General features: G+C 64.4%; 17 protein-coding genes. 11 read left to right on the plus strand and 6 right to left on the minus strand.

Going from position 1 to position 16,545, the window contains the following annotated elements:
- Positions 1-12 precede the first annotated feature (12 nt).
- The 5 genes from Q0K02_RS01605 to Q0K02_RS01625 all read right to left on the minus strand — a co-directional run bounded on the left by Q0K02_RS01605 (position 13) and on the right by Q0K02_RS01625 (position 2,823).
- On the minus strand, positions 13-657 hold the full coding sequence (locus tag Q0K02_RS01605; protein WP_077074016.1) for a redox-sensing transcriptional repressor Rex: 645 nt from the start codon (positions 655-657) through the stop codon (positions 13-15).
- A gap of 68 nt (positions 658-725) precedes the next feature.
- On the minus strand, positions 726-1,043 hold the full coding sequence (gene atpE / locus Q0K02_RS01610) for an ATP synthase F0 subunit C (RefSeq protein WP_294484313.1): 318 nt from the start codon (positions 1,041-1,043) through the stop codon (positions 726-728).
- Positions 1,044-1,108: 65 nt separating this feature from the next.
- Positions 1,109-1,834 (minus strand): F0F1 ATP synthase subunit A, encoded by a 726-nt coding sequence (gene atpB, locus Q0K02_RS01615; RefSeq protein WP_294484316.1) that lies wholly within the window; start codon positions 1,832-1,834, stop codon positions 1,109-1,111.
- Positions 1,835-1,862: 28 nt separating this feature from the next.
- Positions 1,863-2,297, minus strand: a complete 435-nt coding sequence (locus Q0K02_RS01620; protein WP_294484318.1) for a hypothetical protein — start codon at positions 2,295-2,297, stop codon at positions 1,863-1,865.
- A complete protein-coding gene (locus tag Q0K02_RS01625) occupies positions 2,284-2,823 on the minus strand; it encodes an AtpZ/AtpI family protein (protein ID WP_294484321.1) in 540 nt (179 codons plus the stop codon). The genes Q0K02_RS01620 and Q0K02_RS01625 overlap by 14 nt, the downstream gene beginning before the upstream one ends.
- 180 nt (positions 2,824-3,003) lie before the next feature.
- Between Q0K02_RS01625 and Q0K02_RS01630 the strand changes: the two genes are divergently transcribed.
- The 11 genes from Q0K02_RS01630 (at position 3,004) to priA (ending at position 15,933) form a co-directional block, all read left to right on the plus strand.
- Complete coding sequence (locus Q0K02_RS01630) at positions 3,004-3,426, plus strand: peptidylprolyl isomerase (RefSeq protein WP_294484323.1); 423 nt, start codon at positions 3,004-3,006, stop codon at positions 3,424-3,426.
- A gap of 76 nt (positions 3,427-3,502) precedes the next feature.
- The gene (locus Q0K02_RS01635) at positions 3,503-5,722 is read left to right on the plus strand and encodes a glutamine synthetase III (protein ID WP_294484326.1); all 2,220 of its coding nucleotides are present in this window, start codon (positions 3,503-3,505) and stop codon (positions 5,720-5,722) included.
- 13 nt (positions 5,723-5,735) lie between these two features.
- Positions 5,736-7,019, plus strand: a complete 1,284-nt coding sequence (gene purD, locus Q0K02_RS01640) for a phosphoribosylamine--glycine ligase (protein ID WP_294484328.1) — start codon at positions 5,736-5,738, stop codon at positions 7,017-7,019.
- Positions 7,020-7,093: 74 nt separating this feature from the next.
- Complete coding sequence (gene purE, locus Q0K02_RS01645) at positions 7,094-7,588, plus strand: 5-(carboxyamino)imidazole ribonucleotide mutase (RefSeq protein ID WP_294484330.1); 495 nt, start codon at positions 7,094-7,096, stop codon at positions 7,586-7,588.
- A gap of 207 nt (positions 7,589-7,795) precedes the next feature.
- Entirely contained in the window at positions 7,796-8,827 is a 1,032-nt protein-coding gene (locus tag Q0K02_RS01650; RefSeq protein ID WP_294484332.1) for an alpha-hydroxy-acid oxidizing protein, read from the plus strand.
- A gap of 234 nt (positions 8,828-9,061) precedes the next feature.
- Positions 9,062-9,442 (plus strand): holo-ACP synthase, encoded by a 381-nt coding sequence (acpS, locus tag Q0K02_RS01655; protein ID WP_294484333.1) that lies wholly within the window; start codon positions 9,062-9,064, stop codon positions 9,440-9,442.
- A gap of 111 nt (positions 9,443-9,553) precedes the next feature.
- Positions 9,554-11,218, plus strand: a complete 1,665-nt coding sequence (locus tag Q0K02_RS01660; protein WP_294484336.1) for an NAD(P)H-hydrate dehydratase — start codon at positions 9,554-9,556, stop codon at positions 11,216-11,218.
- Entirely contained in the window at positions 11,203-11,748 is a 546-nt protein-coding gene (tsaE, locus tag Q0K02_RS01665; protein WP_294484339.1) for a tRNA (adenosine(37)-N6)-threonylcarbamoyltransferase complex ATPase subunit type 1 TsaE, read from the plus strand. The genes Q0K02_RS01660 and tsaE overlap by 16 nt, the downstream gene beginning before the upstream one ends.
- 32 nt (positions 11,749-11,780) lie before the next feature.
- Complete coding sequence (locus tag Q0K02_RS01670; protein ID WP_294484342.1) at positions 11,781-12,986, plus strand: aspartate kinase; 1,206 nt, start codon at positions 11,781-11,783, stop codon at positions 12,984-12,986.
- A 97-nt stretch (positions 12,987-13,083) separates the two neighbouring features.
- Positions 13,084-13,434 carry a DMT family protein gene (locus Q0K02_RS01675; protein WP_294484344.1) on the plus strand — a complete coding sequence of 117 codons (351 nt, stop codon included), beginning with the start codon at positions 13,084-13,086 and terminating at the stop codon, positions 13,432-13,434.
- Positions 13,435-13,479: 45 nt separating this feature from the next.
- On the plus strand, positions 13,480-15,933 hold the full coding sequence (gene priA / locus Q0K02_RS01680; RefSeq protein WP_294484346.1) for a primosomal protein N': 2,454 nt from the start codon (positions 13,480-13,482) through the stop codon (positions 15,931-15,933).
- Between the two features lie 179 nt (positions 15,934-16,112).
- Here priA and Q0K02_RS01685 read toward each other — a convergent pair whose 3' ends face one another.
- On the minus strand, positions 16,113-16,541 hold the full coding sequence (locus Q0K02_RS01685; RefSeq protein WP_294484349.1) for a hypothetical protein: 429 nt from the start codon (positions 16,539-16,541) through the stop codon (positions 16,113-16,115).
- Between the last annotated feature and the right edge of the window lie 4 nt (positions 16,542-16,545).

The following is a 16,545-nucleotide window of genomic DNA, read 5'->3' on the forward strand; positions in this document are numbered from 1 at the left end:
GAGAGAAAAAAATCAGCGCTGCTTCGTGGAGATGTTGAACGTCAGCGAGTAAATCTGATGGAAGAAGTTGACGTATTCCACGAACACGTGATCCGGCACGGTGATGCGGGCGGCGGAGTAGTTCAGAATGCCCTTGATGCCGGCGTCCACCAGCTGCGTGGCCGCGCGCTGAGCGCGTTCCGGCGGCACGGTGATGATGCCGATTTCAATGCCCAGTTCGGGCACTTTTTCCATAAGGGTCTTGGTGCAGTACACTTCCAGACCGTAGAGCTTTTCACCGATCTTGAAGGGGTCGCAGTCGAACGCGCCCACGATGGTGAAGCCGTGACGGCGAAATTCCTGATAGTTGAGCAGAGCTCTGCCCATGTTGCCCACGCCCACGAGGGCGGCGCGCCATTCGCGGTTGGCGTTGAGGCAGGCCTTGATGACCTCCAGAAGATACGAGACATAATAGCCTACGCCGCGAACGCCGAATTCGCCGAAGTAGGCGAGATCCTTACGAACCTGCGAGGCGTTGACGTCGCACGCCCGGGAAAGGGGTTCGGAAGAAATGACCTGAACGCCATCCTTGTCCATGGCTTCGAGAACCTGGAGATAGGTGGCGAGACGCTGGATGGTTGCGCGAGGGATATGTTCGTATTTAGGAGTCTGGTTCATCGTCTTGGTTGGCCTGTTAAAAGAATAGGGGCGGAAAGAAATATATCCTTCCCGCCCGATAAATGCAACTACATCTTCACGAAGAGCAGGATGAGCGCCACGAGAAGGGCATAGATGACGAGGGATTCGATGAAGGCGAGGCCCAGGATGAGGGACTGGGAGATCTTGCCGGAAGCGTCGGGATTGCGGGCGATGCCTTCGCAGGCGGCCTTGATGGCCGCGCCCTGGCCGCAGGCGCCGCCGGTGGCGGCAAGGCCGATGCCCAGAGCGATGCCGGCGGCGGCAAGGCCGAAGCTGCCGGCAACGCCGCCGTCAGCGGCGAAGGCCACGGTGGCCATGGAAACGAGCATGAGGGTGGTCAGGGTCGTAAGAACGATCTTGCGCATGGTAAAACTCCATTACAATTATGAGTGTTGAGGCCGAAAGGCCATTCCCCCGAAGGTAGGTCGGCTTAGTGGGCGTGTTCCACGGAGCCCTGAATGTAGATCATGGACAGGATGAACAGGATGAAGGCCTGCAGCACCTTGCCGAGCAGGAACAGGAAGTACATGGGCACCGTGCCGAGCAGCACGCCCACGTAGATGCTGGCGCCGAAGCCGAAGAAGATGATGAGCGTCATTTCTTCAGCGAAGATGTTGCCGAAAAGACGGAGCGACATGGAAAGCGGACGGGCCAGATGGGAAATGATTTCGATGGGGAACATCAGCGGAATCAGCGGCTTGCTGGAACCGGTGAAGTGATGGATGTACCCGAAGCCCCAGGTGCGGATGCCCACGTAGTTGTAATAGATGAACACGCACAGCGCGATGGAAATGGTGGTGTTCAGGTTGGCGGTAGGCGCGTCGCAGCCGGGCACGAGGCCCAGCAGGTTCATGGTGAGAACGTAGATGAAGATGGAGGCGAGCAGCGGCACGAAGCGGCGGCCCTTTTCCTCGCCGAGGTTGTTCAGCACGAACTTTTCCAGGCCGTCCACCAGAGCTTCAAAGAAGATCTGGAACTTGCCGGGCACGATGCTGAGCTTCCTGCGCAGCACGAGGCCGGCGATGAGCAGAACGAGCATGCCGAGCCAGGTGAAGAACACATACTTGGTTTCAATGGTCATGCCCGCGACCGTGATCTGATCCATGTGGAAAACGGTCGACAAGAGCAGCGGGTGAGCCAGTCCAGATGCAGCCATGGAAATCCTCCTGTATGTGCCAGGCCTTTCAACCCCGGAAAATCAGCGAGACCGGAATGATTATCAGCGCCGAGGAAAGACCGACCGCAAGCGCGATCGGATTCGCCTGAAAAAAGACTAATGCTATATACACGAAAATTCCGGTAATGAAAAGCCTCAATTGCGTTCTGATGAGCAAACCTTTTTTCACAATGCGCGCCTGCGTGGCCCCGTTTTTGTCGCCGCCGGGAATGGACAGGGGCAGAGCATGCTGAATAAAAAGGGCAAGAGTATAAAAATTCCAGCATGATAGCACCGCAGCTACCCCTGTCCAGAAAAGCTCCGTGCGCCACCAGAAGGCCGCGGTTCCCGCCACAAAAATCAGCAGGGAAAAGATAAAAAGATTCCTCGTCGCCCGGCGCAGAGGCGCATGGATGAATCCCCGTCTCCACAGCAGACGATCCACTTGTTCAATTATGCTCATGCTCGTCCTTTTTCCGCTCTTCCTCGGCGTATTCGCGCAGTTCACGGCGTATGGCCTCCAGCGATTCGCCGAGCCTGTCGAGATCCCGTTCCGAGGGATCGGCCGTGCCCGCGAGTATGGACGCCGTCACGTCGTCCTGCCTCCCGGCGCGTCCTTCCTCGGCCGCCAGGGATTCCGGCGTGTCGGCCACGATGGCCGCCCTTGCCGGATCCGGAGCCGCGGGTCTGCGCGTTTTTTCCTGCGCCTGACGCTCCGCCTCGCGGCGGGCCTTTTCCTCGGCGTCGCGCTCGGCGTTGCGCCTGGCAAGATAGCGGGCGTCTATCCACACGTTGCGGAAGCCCGCGGCAAGGCCGAGAAGCAGGCCTATGCCCGCGCCCGCAGGCCAGGTGCCGAGCCACTTGTCCGCCAGCCAGCCGAGCACGCCCCCCACGATGGGGCCGGAAACCATGTGCAGTCCCATGGTGCTCGCCGTGCCGAGCAGACTTATCTGCCCGCCGCCTTTGTTCTCTTTCCTTTCCTCGCTCATCTACGGGCCTCCATCCATTAAATGCTCTTGGAGTTGGACGCTGTCTGTGTTAGGTATCGTCCTGTGCCGACGCCGTCAATCGGAAAGCCCGCAAGCCTTCCGGCACAGTCCGTCCGCGGCAGGCGTCGGTTCCGCGCTCGTCTTTTTTGCACCCTTCAACGCTCTTCCACAGAGGTTCTCATGCCCATTAAACCCGGCGACACTGTTTCTGTCCATTATGTTGGCACTCTGAACGACGGCTCCGAATTCGACCGCTCCCGCGAAGGCAGCCCCCTGCGCTTCAAGGTGGGCTCCGGTCAGGTCATTCCCGGCTTCGACAAGGCCGTGACCGGCCACGAAGTCGGCGACAAGTTCTCCGTGACCATTCCTGCCGCGGAAGCCTACGGTGAAAGGCAGCAGCAGCTTCTCTTCTCCGTTCCGCTGGAACAGGTGCCGCCTTCCATCAAGCCGCAGCCGGGCATGATGCTCCACGTTTCCACCGATCAGGGCGAACTCGAAGTCGCCGTACACGAAGTCACCGACACCCACATCGTGCTCGACGCCAATCACCCCATGGCCGGCAAGGATCTCACCTTCGCGCTGGAAGTGGTTGCCATCGACTGATGTTCCGGGGCGTCGCCCCTTTCTTCGACACAAGGCCCGCTCGACGGGCCGCTTATCTTTTCTTCAAGGAGTTCGCATGAGTTCTGCCAACGCCAGCCGCAGTCATGCCGTACTTTCCGTCGCCACGCGGCGTCATGACGCGGAATACATCGCGGGGGGACATCCCGCCTCGGCCGAAGCCCATACCGATCCCACCGAATACTACGGGTGCAACGTCTTCGACGACAAGGCCATGCGGCGCTATCTGCCCAAGGCCGTGTACAAGTCGCTGCGCACCACCATCGACCTCGGTCGTCGTCTCGATCCCAACGTGGCCGACGTGGTGGCCAACGCCATGAAGTCCTGGGCCATGGAACGCGGCGCGGATCACTACACCCACGTGTTCTATCCGCTCACCGGCCTCACCGCCGAAAAGCACGACAGCTTCCTCGAACCCGACGGCAAGGGCGGCGCCCTGGCCCAGTTCAGCGGCAGCGCCCTCGTGCAGGGCGAGGCCGACGGCTCGAGCTTCCCCTCCGGCGGCCTCCGTTCCACCTTCGAGGCCCGCGGCTACACCGCCTGGGACGTGACCAGCCCCGCCTATCTCATGGAAAGCCCCGCCGGCATGGTGCTGTGCATTCCCACGGTCTTCCTTTCCTGGACGGGCATCGCCCTCGACAAGAAGACCCCGGTGCTGCGTTCCGGTCAGGCCCTCAGCCAGCAGGCCGCCCGCGTGCTGCGCCTGTTCGGCGTGAACCCCACCATGCCCATCACCTCCAACGGCGGCCTTGAACAGGAATACTTCCTCATCGACGGCACCTTCGTTTCCGCGCGCCCCGATCTGCTCATCGCCGGTCGCGCCCTCTACGGCGCGCGTCCGCCCAAGGGCCAGGAATTCGAGGATCAGTACTACGGCGTCATTCCGAGCCGCGTGCTCGGCTTCATGGCCGACGTGGAACGCCAGCTCTACCGCCTCGGCATTCCGGTGAAGACCCGTCACAACGAAGTCGCGCCCAGCCAGTACGAAATCGCTCCCACCTTTGAATCCGGCAACCTCGCCTGCGATCATAACCAGCTCATCATGACGGTGCTGCGCAAGACCGCCCGCCGTCACGGCATGTCCTGCCTGCTGCACGAAAAGCCCTTCGACTGCATCAACGGCTCGGGCAAGCATCTCAACTACTCCATCGGCAGCCCCGAGGTGGGCAATCTCTTCGCTCCCGGCGACAATCCGCATGAAAACGCCCAGTTCCTGGTGTTCCTGTGCGCCGTCATCCGCGCCCTGCACCGCCACGGCGGATTCCTGCGCGCCGTGGTGGCTTCCGCTTCCAACGACCGCCGCCTCGGCGCCAACGAAGCGCCGCCCGCCATCATGTCCCTGTTCCTCGGCGATCAGCTCACCGACGTGCTGGAACAGTTCCGCGTGGGTCAGGTGACCGGCTCCGCGCACAAGCGCATCATGAACGTGGGCGTGGACACCCTGCCCCCCCTGCCCGCCGATCCCGGCGACCGCAACCGCACCAGCCCCTTCGCCTTCGTGGGCAACCGCTTCGAGTTCCGCGCCCTGGGCTCCTCCATGTCCGCGGCCGACTCTCTCGTGGTGCTCAACACCATGATGGCCGAATCGCTGGACTACGCCGCCACCTTCCTCGAAAACGCCATGCACGACGAACGTCTCAGCCTGGGCGAAGCCGTGCAGAAGCTCATCGAAAACGTGATGGAGGAAAACAGCGCCGTCATCTTCAACGGCAACGGCTATTCCGAAATCTGGCAGCGCGAGGCCGAACGCCGCGGTCTGCCGAACTATCCGGCCACGCCCGACGCCGTGCCCGTGTTCTCCTCGCCCGAAGTGGTGGAGCTCTGCGAGCGCTATCAGGTCTTCTCCCGCCAGGAACTCAAGGCCCGCGAAGACATTCTGCTTGAGCAGTACATCAAGAGCATTCACACCGAGTGCAGCCTCGCCGTGCGCATGGCCCGCACCCAGATTTATCCCGCGGCCGTCCGCTACCGTCAGGAGCTCTCCTCGTCGGCATCCTCCTGCGCCGCGCTCGGCGTGCCCGCGTCTCTGGATTCGCTCAAGGAGCTCTCCGAAGTCATCGCCGGCTTTGAAGCCTCGCTCCGCACGCTGGAAGCCAACGCGGCAAACCTCAACTGGACTCCCGAAGAGAGTCAGCTGCTGTCCGTCGCGCAGACCTGCCTCCACTCCGTGCTGCCCGCCATGGAAGAGCTGCGCCGCTGGGCCGACAGAATCGAAACGCTGGTGGCCGACGATCTCTGGCCTCTGCCCAGCTATCAGGAAATGCTGTTCATGAAATAAGGGAGGAATACCCATGCGCATACTCATCATCGGATCCGGCGGACGCGAACACGCCCTGGCCTGGAAGCTCCGTCAGAGCCCCGACGTGACCGAACTCTTTGTGGCTCCCGGCAACGGCGGCACGGCGGGAATCGCCACCAACGTCGCCATCAAGGACAGCGACGTTCCCGCTCTGGTGGCCTTTGCCAAAGAGCACGGCGTGGATCTCGTGGTGCCCGGTCCGGAACTGCCGCTCACGCTCGGCGTGGTGGACGCCATGAAGGAAGCGGGCATTCCCTGCTTCGGCCCCGTGGCCGCCTGCGCAAGGCTGGAAGGCAGCAAGGCCTTTGCCAAGGAAGTCATGCAGGCGGCGGGCGTGCCCACCGCTGCGGCGGGCGTGTTCACGAACCGCGCCGACGCCGACGCCTTTGTGGCCGCCCACGGCGCGCCGCTCGTGGTCAAGGCCGACGGCCTGGCCGCGGGCAAGGGCGTTGTGGTGGCCATGACCGACGAGGAAGTGAAGGCAGCGCTCGACCTCATGTTCGACGACCACGCCTTCGGCGACGCCTCCAGCACGGTGCTCATCGAAGAATTCCTCAAGGGCGAGGAAGTGTCGCTGCTGTGCTTCTGCGACGGCAAGACCGCCCTGCCGCTGCCTTCCGCGCAGGATCACAAGGCCGTGTTCGACGGCGACAAGGGCCCCAACACCGGCGGCATGGGCGCGTACAGCCCTGCCCCCGTGCTGCCCGACGAAAAGCTCGACGCCATGGCCGACATCGTGGCGCGCCCCATTCTCGCCGAAATGGCGCGTCGCGGCACGCCCTTCACCGGCATTCTGTACGCCGGCCTCATGATGACCGAAACCGGCCCCAAGGTGCTGGAATACAACGTGCGCTTCGGCGATCCCGAATGTCAGCCGCTGCTCATGCGCCTCAAGAACAATCTTGTGGACGTCATCAAGGCCTGTCTGGAAGGACGCCTCAACGAGATCACGCTCGACATCGAGCCTCGTTCGGCCCTCGGCGTAGTGCTCACCGCGGCGGGCTATCCCGGCTCCTACCCCAAGGGCATGCCCATTTCCGGCATTGAAAGCGCCGAAGAACTGGACGACGTGCAGGTCTTTCAGGCGGGCACCCGCCGCGAAGGCGACCGCGTGCTCTCAAACGGCGGCCGCGTGCTCTGCGTGACCGCGCTCGGCAAGGACCTCAAGGACGCGCAGAAGCGCGCCTACGAAGGCCTCGACCGTCTGTCCATGGAGCACAGCCAGTTCCGCAGCGACATCGGCCTGAAGGGCCTGAAGCGCCTCGGCCTCGCCTGATCTTTGTTTTTTCCGCGGGCGTCCCGGCAAGTCCGGGGCGTCCGCTTCCCCGACAAACGCTCAAGGATTTTCCCATGACTCAAGTCGCCATATTCATCGGCTCCGCTTCCGACGATCCCGTCGTCGGGGCCTGCGCCGACGTGCTGAAGAAACTCGGCATTTCCTACCGCTACACCATCACCTCGGCTCATCGCACCCCCGAACGCACCGTCGAGCTCATGAACGAACTCGAAGCCGACGGCTGCCAGGTCTATATCTGCGCTGCGGGCATGGCCGCCCATCTGGCCGGAGCCGTGGCCGCCCGCACCATCAAGCCCGTCATCGGCATTCCGGTGGCCGGTTCGCCCATCGGCGGCCTCGACGCCCTCTACGCCACGGTGCAGATGCCCTCCGGCTTCCCCGTGGCCACCGTGGCCCTGAACGGCGCCAAGAACGCCGCCTGGCTCGCCGCTGAAATCATTGCGCTGCACGACGAGCGCGTGGCCGGTCTCATCCGCGCCGAACGCGAAGGCTACAAGGTTTCCATAAGCAAGGCCGCCGCCGAGCTGGAAGCCAGGCATCAGGCCTGACCATATTTCGCGCGCCCGCCTGCGCGGCGCTCTCCCGGCTTTGCCTAAAGCCGTTCCGGCCTCGGCCGCGAACCGTTCTTTCGGCCCGGCAACGCCCGCGATTGAGGTTCCGCGCGCGAATTTCGGGCGGACACGACCGCCCCTCAGTTTTCCGACGCTCCTTCCCGGCTCGCCGGAAATGTCCTTTTACCGAACAGGAGAATGACCATGGACGCATCCATCAAACAGCTGGCCCGCGAACGCATGAAGGGCCATTGCCGCGTCTGCCCCCAGTGCGACGGCCGGGTCTGCGCCGGCGAAGTGCCCGGCATGGGCGGTCTCGGCACCGGTTCGTCCTTCCGCGCCAACGTGGAAGCGCTCGCGAACGTGAAACTCGCCATGCGCTGCCTCCACACCGCGGCCCAGCCCGACACCTCCACCGAAATTCTCGGCCTCAAGCTCGCTCTGCCTCTTCTTGCCGCTCCCATCGGCGGCGTGGCCTTCAACATGGGCGACGCCTCTCAGAACCCCGTGGACGAAGCCGCCTATGCCGAAGCCATCATCTGCGGCTCCAAGCAGGCGGGCATCATCGGCTGCGGCGGCGACGGCGTGGGTTCCCTCATTCCCGACTGCGCCTTTGCGGCCATCCGCAAGGCGGAAGGCTGGGGCATTCCCTTCATCAAGCCCTGGGAAGGCGACTTCCTCTGGAACCGACTGGAATCGGCCACGGCCACGGGCTGCCCGGTGGTGGGCATGGACGTGGACGCCGCAGGTCTTGTGACCCTGCGCCTGCAGGGCCGCCCCGTGTCTCCCAAGAGCGCGGAAGAGCTCGCGGAAATCGCCCGCTTCGTTCACGAACGCGGCGCGAAGTTCATGATTAAGGGCGTGATGACCGTGGCCGACGCGCGCGTGGCCATCGACGCCGGCGTGGACGCCCTGGTGGTTTCCAACCACGGCGGCCGCGTGCTCGACGGCACGCCCGGCAGCGCCTCCGTTCTTCCCGGCATTGCCGCAGCCGTAGGCGACAGAATTCCCGTTCTGGCCGACGGCGGCGTGCGTTCCGGCACCGACGTGCTCAAAATGCTGGCCCTCGGCGCCAGAGCCGTGCTCATCGGCCGTCCGTTCTCCGTGGCGGCCGTGGGCGGTCAGACCGACGGCGTGGCCGCCTACGTGGCGGACATCAAGGGGCAGCTCACCTCGGCCATGGCCCTCACCGGCTGCGCCGACATCGCCTCCATCAGCTCCGACATTCTGGCCTGATCTTCCGGCCGGTCCGGTTCGCCGGACCGGCCATGCCGAAGACGCGCTTTCCCCTAAGCCGCGCGGCTCCCCCTTTGCGGCAGACGCCGGCGAAGCGCGATTTTCCGTTGCCGGGAGAGCGCGTCGCGGCAAAGACCCGTCGCGCGTCTTTCGCGCCTTCCCATGTTACGCCGCAGGGCGCAACCTGCATTTCTCACCCCTTCCGCAGCCGCGCGGCCCCCGGAACCATCTCTCATGATACAAGGCACAGGATTCGATCTTGCGGCGCTGCCGCGCATCAGAACGCTGCTGGAGCGCTACGGCGAGCGCTTTCTCTGCCGCGTGCTCACGGAAAAGGAGCGCGAAGGCATGCCCGCCGTGCTCTCCGCCCGCACGGCCTACGTGGCCGGACGCTTCGCCGCCAAGGAAGCCGCGGTCAAGGCGCTCGGCACCGGCTTTGCGCAGGGCGTGGGCATGCACGACGTGGAAATTCTCTCCCTCGCCTCGGGCAGGCCGGAACTTTTTCTGCACGGCGAGGCGGCCGCAAAAGCCCACGCCATGAACGTGCAGAAAACCCACGTGTCCATTTCCCACGAACGCGACATGGCAGGAGCCGTGGTCATTCTCGAATCCTGACCGAAAAATTTTTGCCCTGACAGGCACTTCTCCGCCGAGGCCTTACCTTCGCCCTGCGGAGAATTTTTCGGAACGCGGCGGCCCGTCCGGCCGCAGACTGGAGGAAAAGCAATGTTCGTTCCCGTTCCCACTCCGGAGGAAATGAGCCGCTGGGACGCCGCGGCCGCTTCTTCCGGCATTTCCGAAGAAACCCTCATGGAAAGCGCCGCGCGCGCCGCCATGGACTGCCTGCGCGAAGAGGCCGGAAAACGGCGTCTGTCTCCGGCCGGAGCCTCCGTGCTTCTGCTTGCGGGCGGCGGCAACAACGGCGGCGACGCCTTCTGCATGGCCCGTCATCTTCTGGACGCCGGAGCCGCGCCCGTGCTCGTGTGCGCCAAGGAGCCCGACGCCTATCACGGCGCGGCGCTGCACTGGCTGCGCGTGGCCATGAGCCTCGGCGTGCCCGTCGTGCCTGCCGACGACTGGGTGAAGGGCGACACCCGCGCGCCCGCAGCGCCCGACATCGTGGTGGACGCGCTGCTCGGCACCGGGTTTCACGGTAAGCTGCGCGAACGGGAAACATCCTTTGTGGAAAAGCTGAACGCCCTTTCCGCGCCCTTCGTGCTTGCCGTGGACGTGCCTTCCGGGCTTTCCGCCCGCAGCGGCCGTCCTTCGCCCACGGCCGTGCGCGCCCACGTCACGGTCACGTTTCAGGCGGCCAAGCCCGGTCTGCTGCTGCCCGAAGCGCAGGATTACACCGGCTCTCTCATCGTGCGCCCCATAGGCATGCCGCGCGCCGTGCAGGAAGCCGATCCCCCGTCCTTCCGCACCTGGCTGTGCACGCGCCGCCTCGACAGGGGCGCGCCCTACACCGTGGAACACGGTCTTTCGCCCCGGCTTGAGGAGATCTTCGACGCGCCCTCTGTGCCGGAAGGCCGCGGCCCGGCCCACAAGGGCGCGGCCGGAAGAGTGCTTGTGGCCGGAGGCTGCCCGTCCTACACCGGCGCGCCGTGCCTTTCCGCCTGGGCCGCCCTGCGCTCCGGCGCGGGCCTCGTCATGCTGGCCGCTCCCGAACCCGTGCTCAACGCCGCGCGCATTTCCATGCCCGCCCTGACGCTGCACGCGCTCTCCGGCAAGGCTCCGGACAACGCCTGGTGCGCCGAAGACGCGCAGACGCTGGCCGAAACCCTGCCCACCTTCGGAGCTCTGGTGTTCGGCCCGGGCCTCGGACGCAGCAGCGGAGCCGCGGACATGACCGAAGCGCTGCTTCAGCTTCCCCATCGCCCGCCCATGGTGATCGACGCCGACGCGCTCTTTGCCCTGGCGCAGCGGCCGAAACTCCTTTCCCTGCTGCGCCCCTGCGACGTGCTCACTCCGCATCCTGGCGAAGCCGCCACGCTTCTCGGCGTCGGCGTCCGCGACGTGCAGGCCGACCGCTTCGGAGCTCTTCGCAGCCTTGCCGCGCTCGCGCCCGCCGTGTGGGTGCTGAAGGGCGAAGGCACGCTCATCAGCGCGCCGGACGAGCCTTCCGTCATCTCGCCGTGGCAGGTGCCGCAGCTGGCCGTGGCCGGTTCCGGCGACGTGCTTGCGGGCGTCATCGGCGCGCTGCTCGCCCGAGGCCATGCGGCTCCGCTTGCCGCCACGCTCGGCGTGTGGCTGCACGCCCTCGCCGGGCTTCGCCTCGCCGGAGAATTTCCCCTGCGCGGCAACGGCCCGCACGACATTGCCAACATCCTGCCCCGAGTGCTCGGCGCGGCAGGCGAACCCAGCAGAGAAGACTCATGCCCATCCTTCTGACATCCCCCGAAGACACCATGGAATTCGGCGCCATGCTCGCGCAGGCCATGCTCGACTCGCCCCTGCGCACGATCTACCTGTTCGCCGATCTCGGCGGCGGCAAGACCACCTTCACCCGCGGCTTCACGGCGGCGCTGCCCGGCGGCGATCAGGCCGAAGTGGCCAGCCCCAGCTTCACCCTGTGCAACGTGTACCCCACAAGGCCGGAAGTGCTCCACGCCGACCTCTATCGCCTTTCCGAAAACGCCTCGCTCCCCGAAGAAATGGAAGAAATGCTCGACGAGGGCGACCCCTTCCTCATTCTCGAATGGCCGCAATACCTGGCTCCCGAGCGCCGCGCCGCCGAGCGCCTCGACATTTATCTTGACCCGGTACAGGGCAACGACGCAAAAGCTCTGGACAAGACTGCGGAATCATGCCAGACTTTCCGGCTGGCAACGATGAAAGCCCACGGCGATGCAGCCGACGCTCTTCTGCGGAATCTGAAGACCCGGCTCGAACGGCGCTTTGCGCCTGCCGACAAGGCATAAGCGTTCCATATCCCCTTTTTTCAGGATGTCCTATGCGTATTCTTGTGCAGAAATTCGGAGGATCCTCCGTCGCCGACCTGGAGTGCATGAAAAAAGTGCGCACCAAAGTGCTTGCCGCGCTTGAGGAAGGCTACAAGGTTGTGGTGGTTCTCTCCGCCCGCTACGGCCAGACCAACAGCCTGCTGGAAAGAGCCTATCAGTGGTCGGACGAACCCGATCCCGCAGAACTCGACGTTCTGCTCACCACCGGCGAACAGGAATCTGTGGCGCTGTTTTCCATGCTCCTGCGCGACGCAGGCGTGAAAGCCCGCTCCTTCCTCGGTTTTCAGGTGCCCGTCATCACCGACGACGCCTACGGCAACGCCCGCATCGACACCATCAATGCCGACGCCATCCGCGAAGCCTTCCAGACCTACGACGTCGTGGTCATGGCCGGATTCCAGGGCCGCACGCCCGACATGCGCCTCACTACGCTGGGCCGCGGAGGCTCGGACACCTCCGCCGTGGCCGTGGCCGCCGCTCTCGGCGACGAGACCCGCTGCGACATCTATACCGACGTGGACGGCGTGTACACCACCGATCCGCGCATGTGCAAGGACGCCCACAAAATGGACCGCATCAGCTATGACGAAATGCTGGAAATGGCTTCCATGGGCGCCAAGGTTCTGCAAATCCGTTCCGTAGAAATCGCCGAAAAATATAATGTTCCCGTCCGGGTGCGTTCCACCTTCTCGAACGATCCGGGCACGCTGGTCACCAAGGAGGACATCATGATGGAGTCCGTGCTCGTTTCGGGCATCGCTTTTGATAAGGATCAAGCCAGAGTCACGCTCCGCGACGTACACGACAGACCCGGTTCGGCGGCCAGCATCTTCAGCCCGCTCGGCAAGGCCGGCATCGTGGTGGACATGATCATTCAGACCGCCAGCCGCGACGGCGTCACCGACATGGCCTTCACCGTGTCCCGCAAGGATCTCAAGCGCACCCTCGACGTGCTCCAGAAGGCCGAGCCCGCCTGCAGCAGCATCGAACACTCCTCCAACATCGCCAAGGTGTCCGTGGTGGGCGTGGGCATGCGCAATCACAGCGGCGCGGCCAGCCGGGCCTTCGACGCCCTGTACAAGGCCGGCATCAACCTCATCATGATCAGCACCTCGGAAGTGAAGATTTCCTGCCTGGTGGACGAGGCCGACCTCGAACTCGCGGTCAACGTTCTGCACAAGGAATTCGATCTGTAGTCCGTCGGACTCCGGTCCGTTTCATATCGTCACTGGGAAAGGGGAGCGCGCTCCCCTTTCTTGTTCCTTCCGCAGCGAAGCATACGACGAGGCCGTCATGACTCTGCATCTGCCCATTCCCGTCATCACCGTGCTGCTTCTCATAGGCTCCAACATCTTCATGACCTATGCCTGGTACGGACATCTGCGCCATCACTCCCTCACCTTCGTGGGAGCCATTCTCGTGAGCTGGGGCATCGCCTTCTTTGAATACTGCCTTCAGGTGCCCGCCAACCGCGTGGGCTACGGCTATTTTTCCGCCGCCGAGCTCAAGACCATTCAGGAAGTCATTTCCCTGACCATCTTCGGCATCTTCTCCACGCTCTATCTCGGCGAAAGCCTCACCTGGAATCACGCCGTCGGCTTTGCGCTCATCGTGGCGGGGGCCTTCTTCGTGTTCAAGGGCTAGAGGCGGAGTGCGCCTCCGCTTCCGGGCTTCCCCAGGACCGCATTCATGATCTGCCACGTCGCCCTCTGCACGCCGCCCTACGCCACGCTGAGCTATCTGACGCCTGAGGAGTTCCCGGACTTCCCCTGGCAGGCCGGACTGCGCGTGGCCGTGCCGCTCGGCAACGGAGCCGTCCGCGCGGGCGTCGTCACGGCCGTGTTCGCCGACGACGATCCGAGCGCCCTCCGGGAAAGCGCCGCCGGTCAGCACAGCATGAAGAAAAGCGGCGACATCACGCTGCGCCCCCTGACGTGGCCGCTGGAGCTTGCGCCGCTGCTTCCGCGCGACTACATGGAAACCGTGGAACAGCTCGCCGCGCGTCAGTATTCCTCGCCCGGCCGCGTGCTCGGCAATCTTCTGCCGCAGGGGCTGAGAGTCACCGCGCGCATCCGCGTGCGGCAGTACCTGCCGGACGTGAACGGCAAAGGACAAAAGCCCAGGCTCTTCGCCCTGCGCGACATTCCCGCCATGCCCGCCGCCGAACGCGCCGCTCTGGCGCAGGACTTCACGCACGGTCGGGCCGAAATTCTCATGCTGGCCGAAGACGCCGCCGACGGAGAGCTCTGCGCGCTGGCCTGCGATCCGCCGTGGCCGGTGCGGCCCAACGCCGTGAAGCAGCGCGAACTGCTCGACTGGCTGCTCAGAAACGGCACGGTGACGCGCAGAAAGCTGCGCGAAGCCCTGCCCGACAGCTCACAGACGCTCACGGCGCTCGTGAAGAACAAGCTGGTGGAACTTCGCCCAGCCACGCCCGAAGAGGACGAGCCGGAACCCGAGGAAGCGCTGCTGCCGCCGCCCGAGCCACCCTTCCAGCTCACGGAGGAACAGCAGGCCGCGCTCAGGGAATACTGCGAGCAGATGGACGCCCTCGCCCGCGGAGAAAAGCGGCCCTTCGCTCACCTTCTTTTCGGCATCACGGGAAGCGGCAAGACGGCCGTGTATCTGGAACTCGCCCACGCCTGCCTTACGAGGGGCCGTTCCGCGCTTCTTCTCGCCCCGGAAGTGGCCATCGCCCTCAAACTGCGCAGAGACGCCGAACAGCGTTTTCCCGGCGCGCCCATTTTCTTCTATCACGGCTACCAGAGCCAGCAGCAGCGGGAACGCACCTTCCGCCGCCTCGCCGTGCGCAAAGAACCCTGCCTCGTCATCGGCACGCGTTCGGCGCTGTTTCTGCCTCTGCCGCCGCTGGGAGCCATCGTGCTCGACGAGGAACACGACGGTTCCTTCAAGCAGGAAGACCGTCTGCCCTATCAGGCCAAGGAAGTGGCCTGGGAGAGGGCGGGCAGGCATCGGGCGCTGCTGATTCTCGGCTCGGCCACGCCGGACATCAAGACCTTTCATGCGGCAAAGGAAGGGCTCTTTCCCGTCTCCCGGCTGACGCATCGCACGGGTGGCGGCACGCTGCCCGCCATCGAGCTTGTGGACATCAAGAATCAGCCGGCCTCCAAACTGCTTTCCGACCGCGCCGTGGAGGCGCTGCGGGAAACCGTGCAGCGCGGCGAACAGGCCGTGGTGCTGCTCAACCGCCGAGGCTACGCGCCGCTCATGTACTGCCTGAACTGCGGCACCGTGGCCAAGTGCCCCAACTGCGACATCGCCCTCACCTATCACAAGAAGCGCGAGCAGCTCGTGTGCCACTACTGCGGCCACACGCGCCCCTTTCCCTCGCCCTGCGAAAAATGCGGCGGTCTCAACTTCCTGCCCATGGGCGAAGGCACGGAAAAGCTGGAGGAAACTCTGGCCGGAGAAGAGCTTGCCGGAGCCCTGCCGCCCGGCGGCCGCGTGCTCAGGCTCGACCGCGACAGCACGAGCCGCCCCGGACGCATGGAAGAAATTCTCGCCGCCTTCGCCCGGCAGGAAGCGCAGGTGCTGGTGGGCACGCAAATGCTCTCCAAGGGGCATCATTTTCCCAACGTCACGCTGGCCGTGGTGGCCGACGGCGACATGGGCCTGAACATGCCCGACTACCGCTCGGCCGAACGCACGTTTCAGCTTCTGGTGCAGTCCTCAGGACGCGCCGGACGCGGCGAAAAGCCCGGGCGCGTGCTCATTCAGACCAGAGACGTCAACCACTACTGCTGGCAGTTCGTGAAAACCGGCGACTACGAGGGCTTCTACGAACACGAAATAGCCCTGCGCAAGCAGCGCCGCTATCCGCCCTTCGTCAAGCTGGCGCTCATCCGCCTTTCCTACCCCTGGGACTGGAAGGAAGGACAAAGCCGCGTGAACGCCTTTGCCGCAGCTCTGCGCGCCCACGGCCGCTCCCTCGGCCTCACCGTGCTCGGCCCGGCTCCCGCGCCGCTGGCCCGCATTCAGGGCCGCATGCGCTTTCAGTGCCTCATGAAGGCCGATACCTGGCAGCACGTGCGTCAGGCCTACGCCATGGCCCTGCGCGACGTCGGCGCGCTGCCTCACGAGCTGCGCATCACGCTGGACCTCGACCCCGTGAACATGCTCTGAGGCTCCGCGCCCCGGGCACGGTGCGCTTTGCCTCCGCCGCGCCGTCCGTTCCGAACCTCCGGCCCCGGCCTTCTGCCGCCGCCGCGCCGCATGAAAAAGGCATAAAAAAAGCCGGGCCGCCCGCCATGCGGAACGACTCCGGCCTTCAAGACTTTCTGCGGAACATTCCGCAAACAAATTTAGAACTTGTACACATCCAGAGAAATGGCGGAGGCGGGCTGACCGTCGTCGCCGGGGAACACGCGGGCGCGGATCTTGTCGCCCTTCTTCAGGTCGCCGATGCCCTTCTTGCTCTCCCAGGTGAAGATGTCGGCGTACACGTTTTCAACCAGCGTGTTGTCCGTCACCTTGATGGTGGAAGTTTCACCCTGCTTGTCCTTGATGGTGAAGGTGCCGTTCTTGGCGTCCACACTCTCCACCACGCCGCGTTCCACGACGAACAGCGGGAAGGTGACCACGATTTCCTCGCTGGGGGCCACGATCACGAAAGGCGTGTCGGCCACGGTCTGCTTGGCCTTGGGCGCGGGAGCGGTATCGGCGGCAAGGGCCATTGCGGGAGCCAGAATGATACCACAGCAAAAACCGGTGAACAGAGTCTTGATGCGCATAAGT

Source organism: uncultured Mailhella sp. (assembly GCF_944324995.1).
Classification (GTDB): Bacteria; Desulfobacterota; Desulfovibrionia; order Desulfovibrionales; family Desulfovibrionaceae; genus Mailhella.

Excerpts from the sequence above, each read along its gene's own strand:
- Q0K02_RS01605 (WP_077074016.1), bottom strand. The coding sequence starts at position 657 with ATGAACCAGACTCCTAAATACGAACATATCCCTCGCGCAACCATCCAG.
- atpE (WP_294484313.1), bottom strand. The coding sequence starts at position 1,043 with ATGCGCAAGATCGTTCTTACGACCCTGACCACCCTCATGCTCGTTTCC.
- atpB (WP_294484316.1), bottom strand. The coding sequence starts at position 1,834 with ATGGCTGCATCTGGACTGGCTCACCCGCTGCTCTTGTCGACCGTTTTC.
- Q0K02_RS01620 (WP_294484318.1), bottom strand. The coding sequence starts at position 2,297 with ATGAGCATAATTGAACAAGTGGATCGTCTGCTGTGGAGACGGGGATTC.
- Q0K02_RS01625 (WP_294484321.1), bottom strand. The coding sequence starts at position 2,823 with ATGAGCGAGGAAAGGAAAGAGAACAAAGGCGGCGGGCAGATAAGTCTG.
- Q0K02_RS01630 (WP_294484323.1), top strand. The coding sequence starts at position 3,004 with ATGCCCATTAAACCCGGCGACACTGTTTCTGTCCATTATGTTGGCACT.
- Q0K02_RS01635 (WP_294484326.1), top strand. The coding sequence starts at position 3,503 with ATGAGTTCTGCCAACGCCAGCCGCAGTCATGCCGTACTTTCCGTCGCC.
- purD (WP_294484328.1), top strand. The coding sequence starts at position 5,736 with ATGCGCATACTCATCATCGGATCCGGCGGACGCGAACACGCCCTGGCC.
- purE (WP_294484330.1), top strand. The coding sequence starts at position 7,094 with ATGACTCAAGTCGCCATATTCATCGGCTCCGCTTCCGACGATCCCGTC.
- Q0K02_RS01650 (WP_294484332.1), top strand. The coding sequence starts at position 7,796 with ATGGACGCATCCATCAAACAGCTGGCCCGCGAACGCATGAAGGGCCAT.
- acpS (WP_294484333.1), top strand. The coding sequence starts at position 9,062 with ATGATACAAGGCACAGGATTCGATCTTGCGGCGCTGCCGCGCATCAGA.
- Q0K02_RS01660 (WP_294484336.1), top strand. The coding sequence starts at position 9,554 with ATGTTCGTTCCCGTTCCCACTCCGGAGGAAATGAGCCGCTGGGACGCC.
- tsaE (WP_294484339.1), top strand. The coding sequence starts at position 11,203 with ATGCCCATCCTTCTGACATCCCCCGAAGACACCATGGAATTCGGCGCC.
- Q0K02_RS01670 (WP_294484342.1), top strand. The coding sequence starts at position 11,781 with ATGCGTATTCTTGTGCAGAAATTCGGAGGATCCTCCGTCGCCGACCTG.
- Q0K02_RS01675 (WP_294484344.1), top strand. The coding sequence starts at position 13,084 with ATGACTCTGCATCTGCCCATTCCCGTCATCACCGTGCTGCTTCTCATA.
- priA (WP_294484346.1), top strand. The coding sequence starts at position 13,480 with ATGATCTGCCACGTCGCCCTCTGCACGCCGCCCTACGCCACGCTGAGC.
- Q0K02_RS01685 (WP_294484349.1), bottom strand. The coding sequence starts at position 16,541 with ATGCGCATCAAGACTCTGTTCACCGGTTTTTGCTGTGGTATCATTCTG.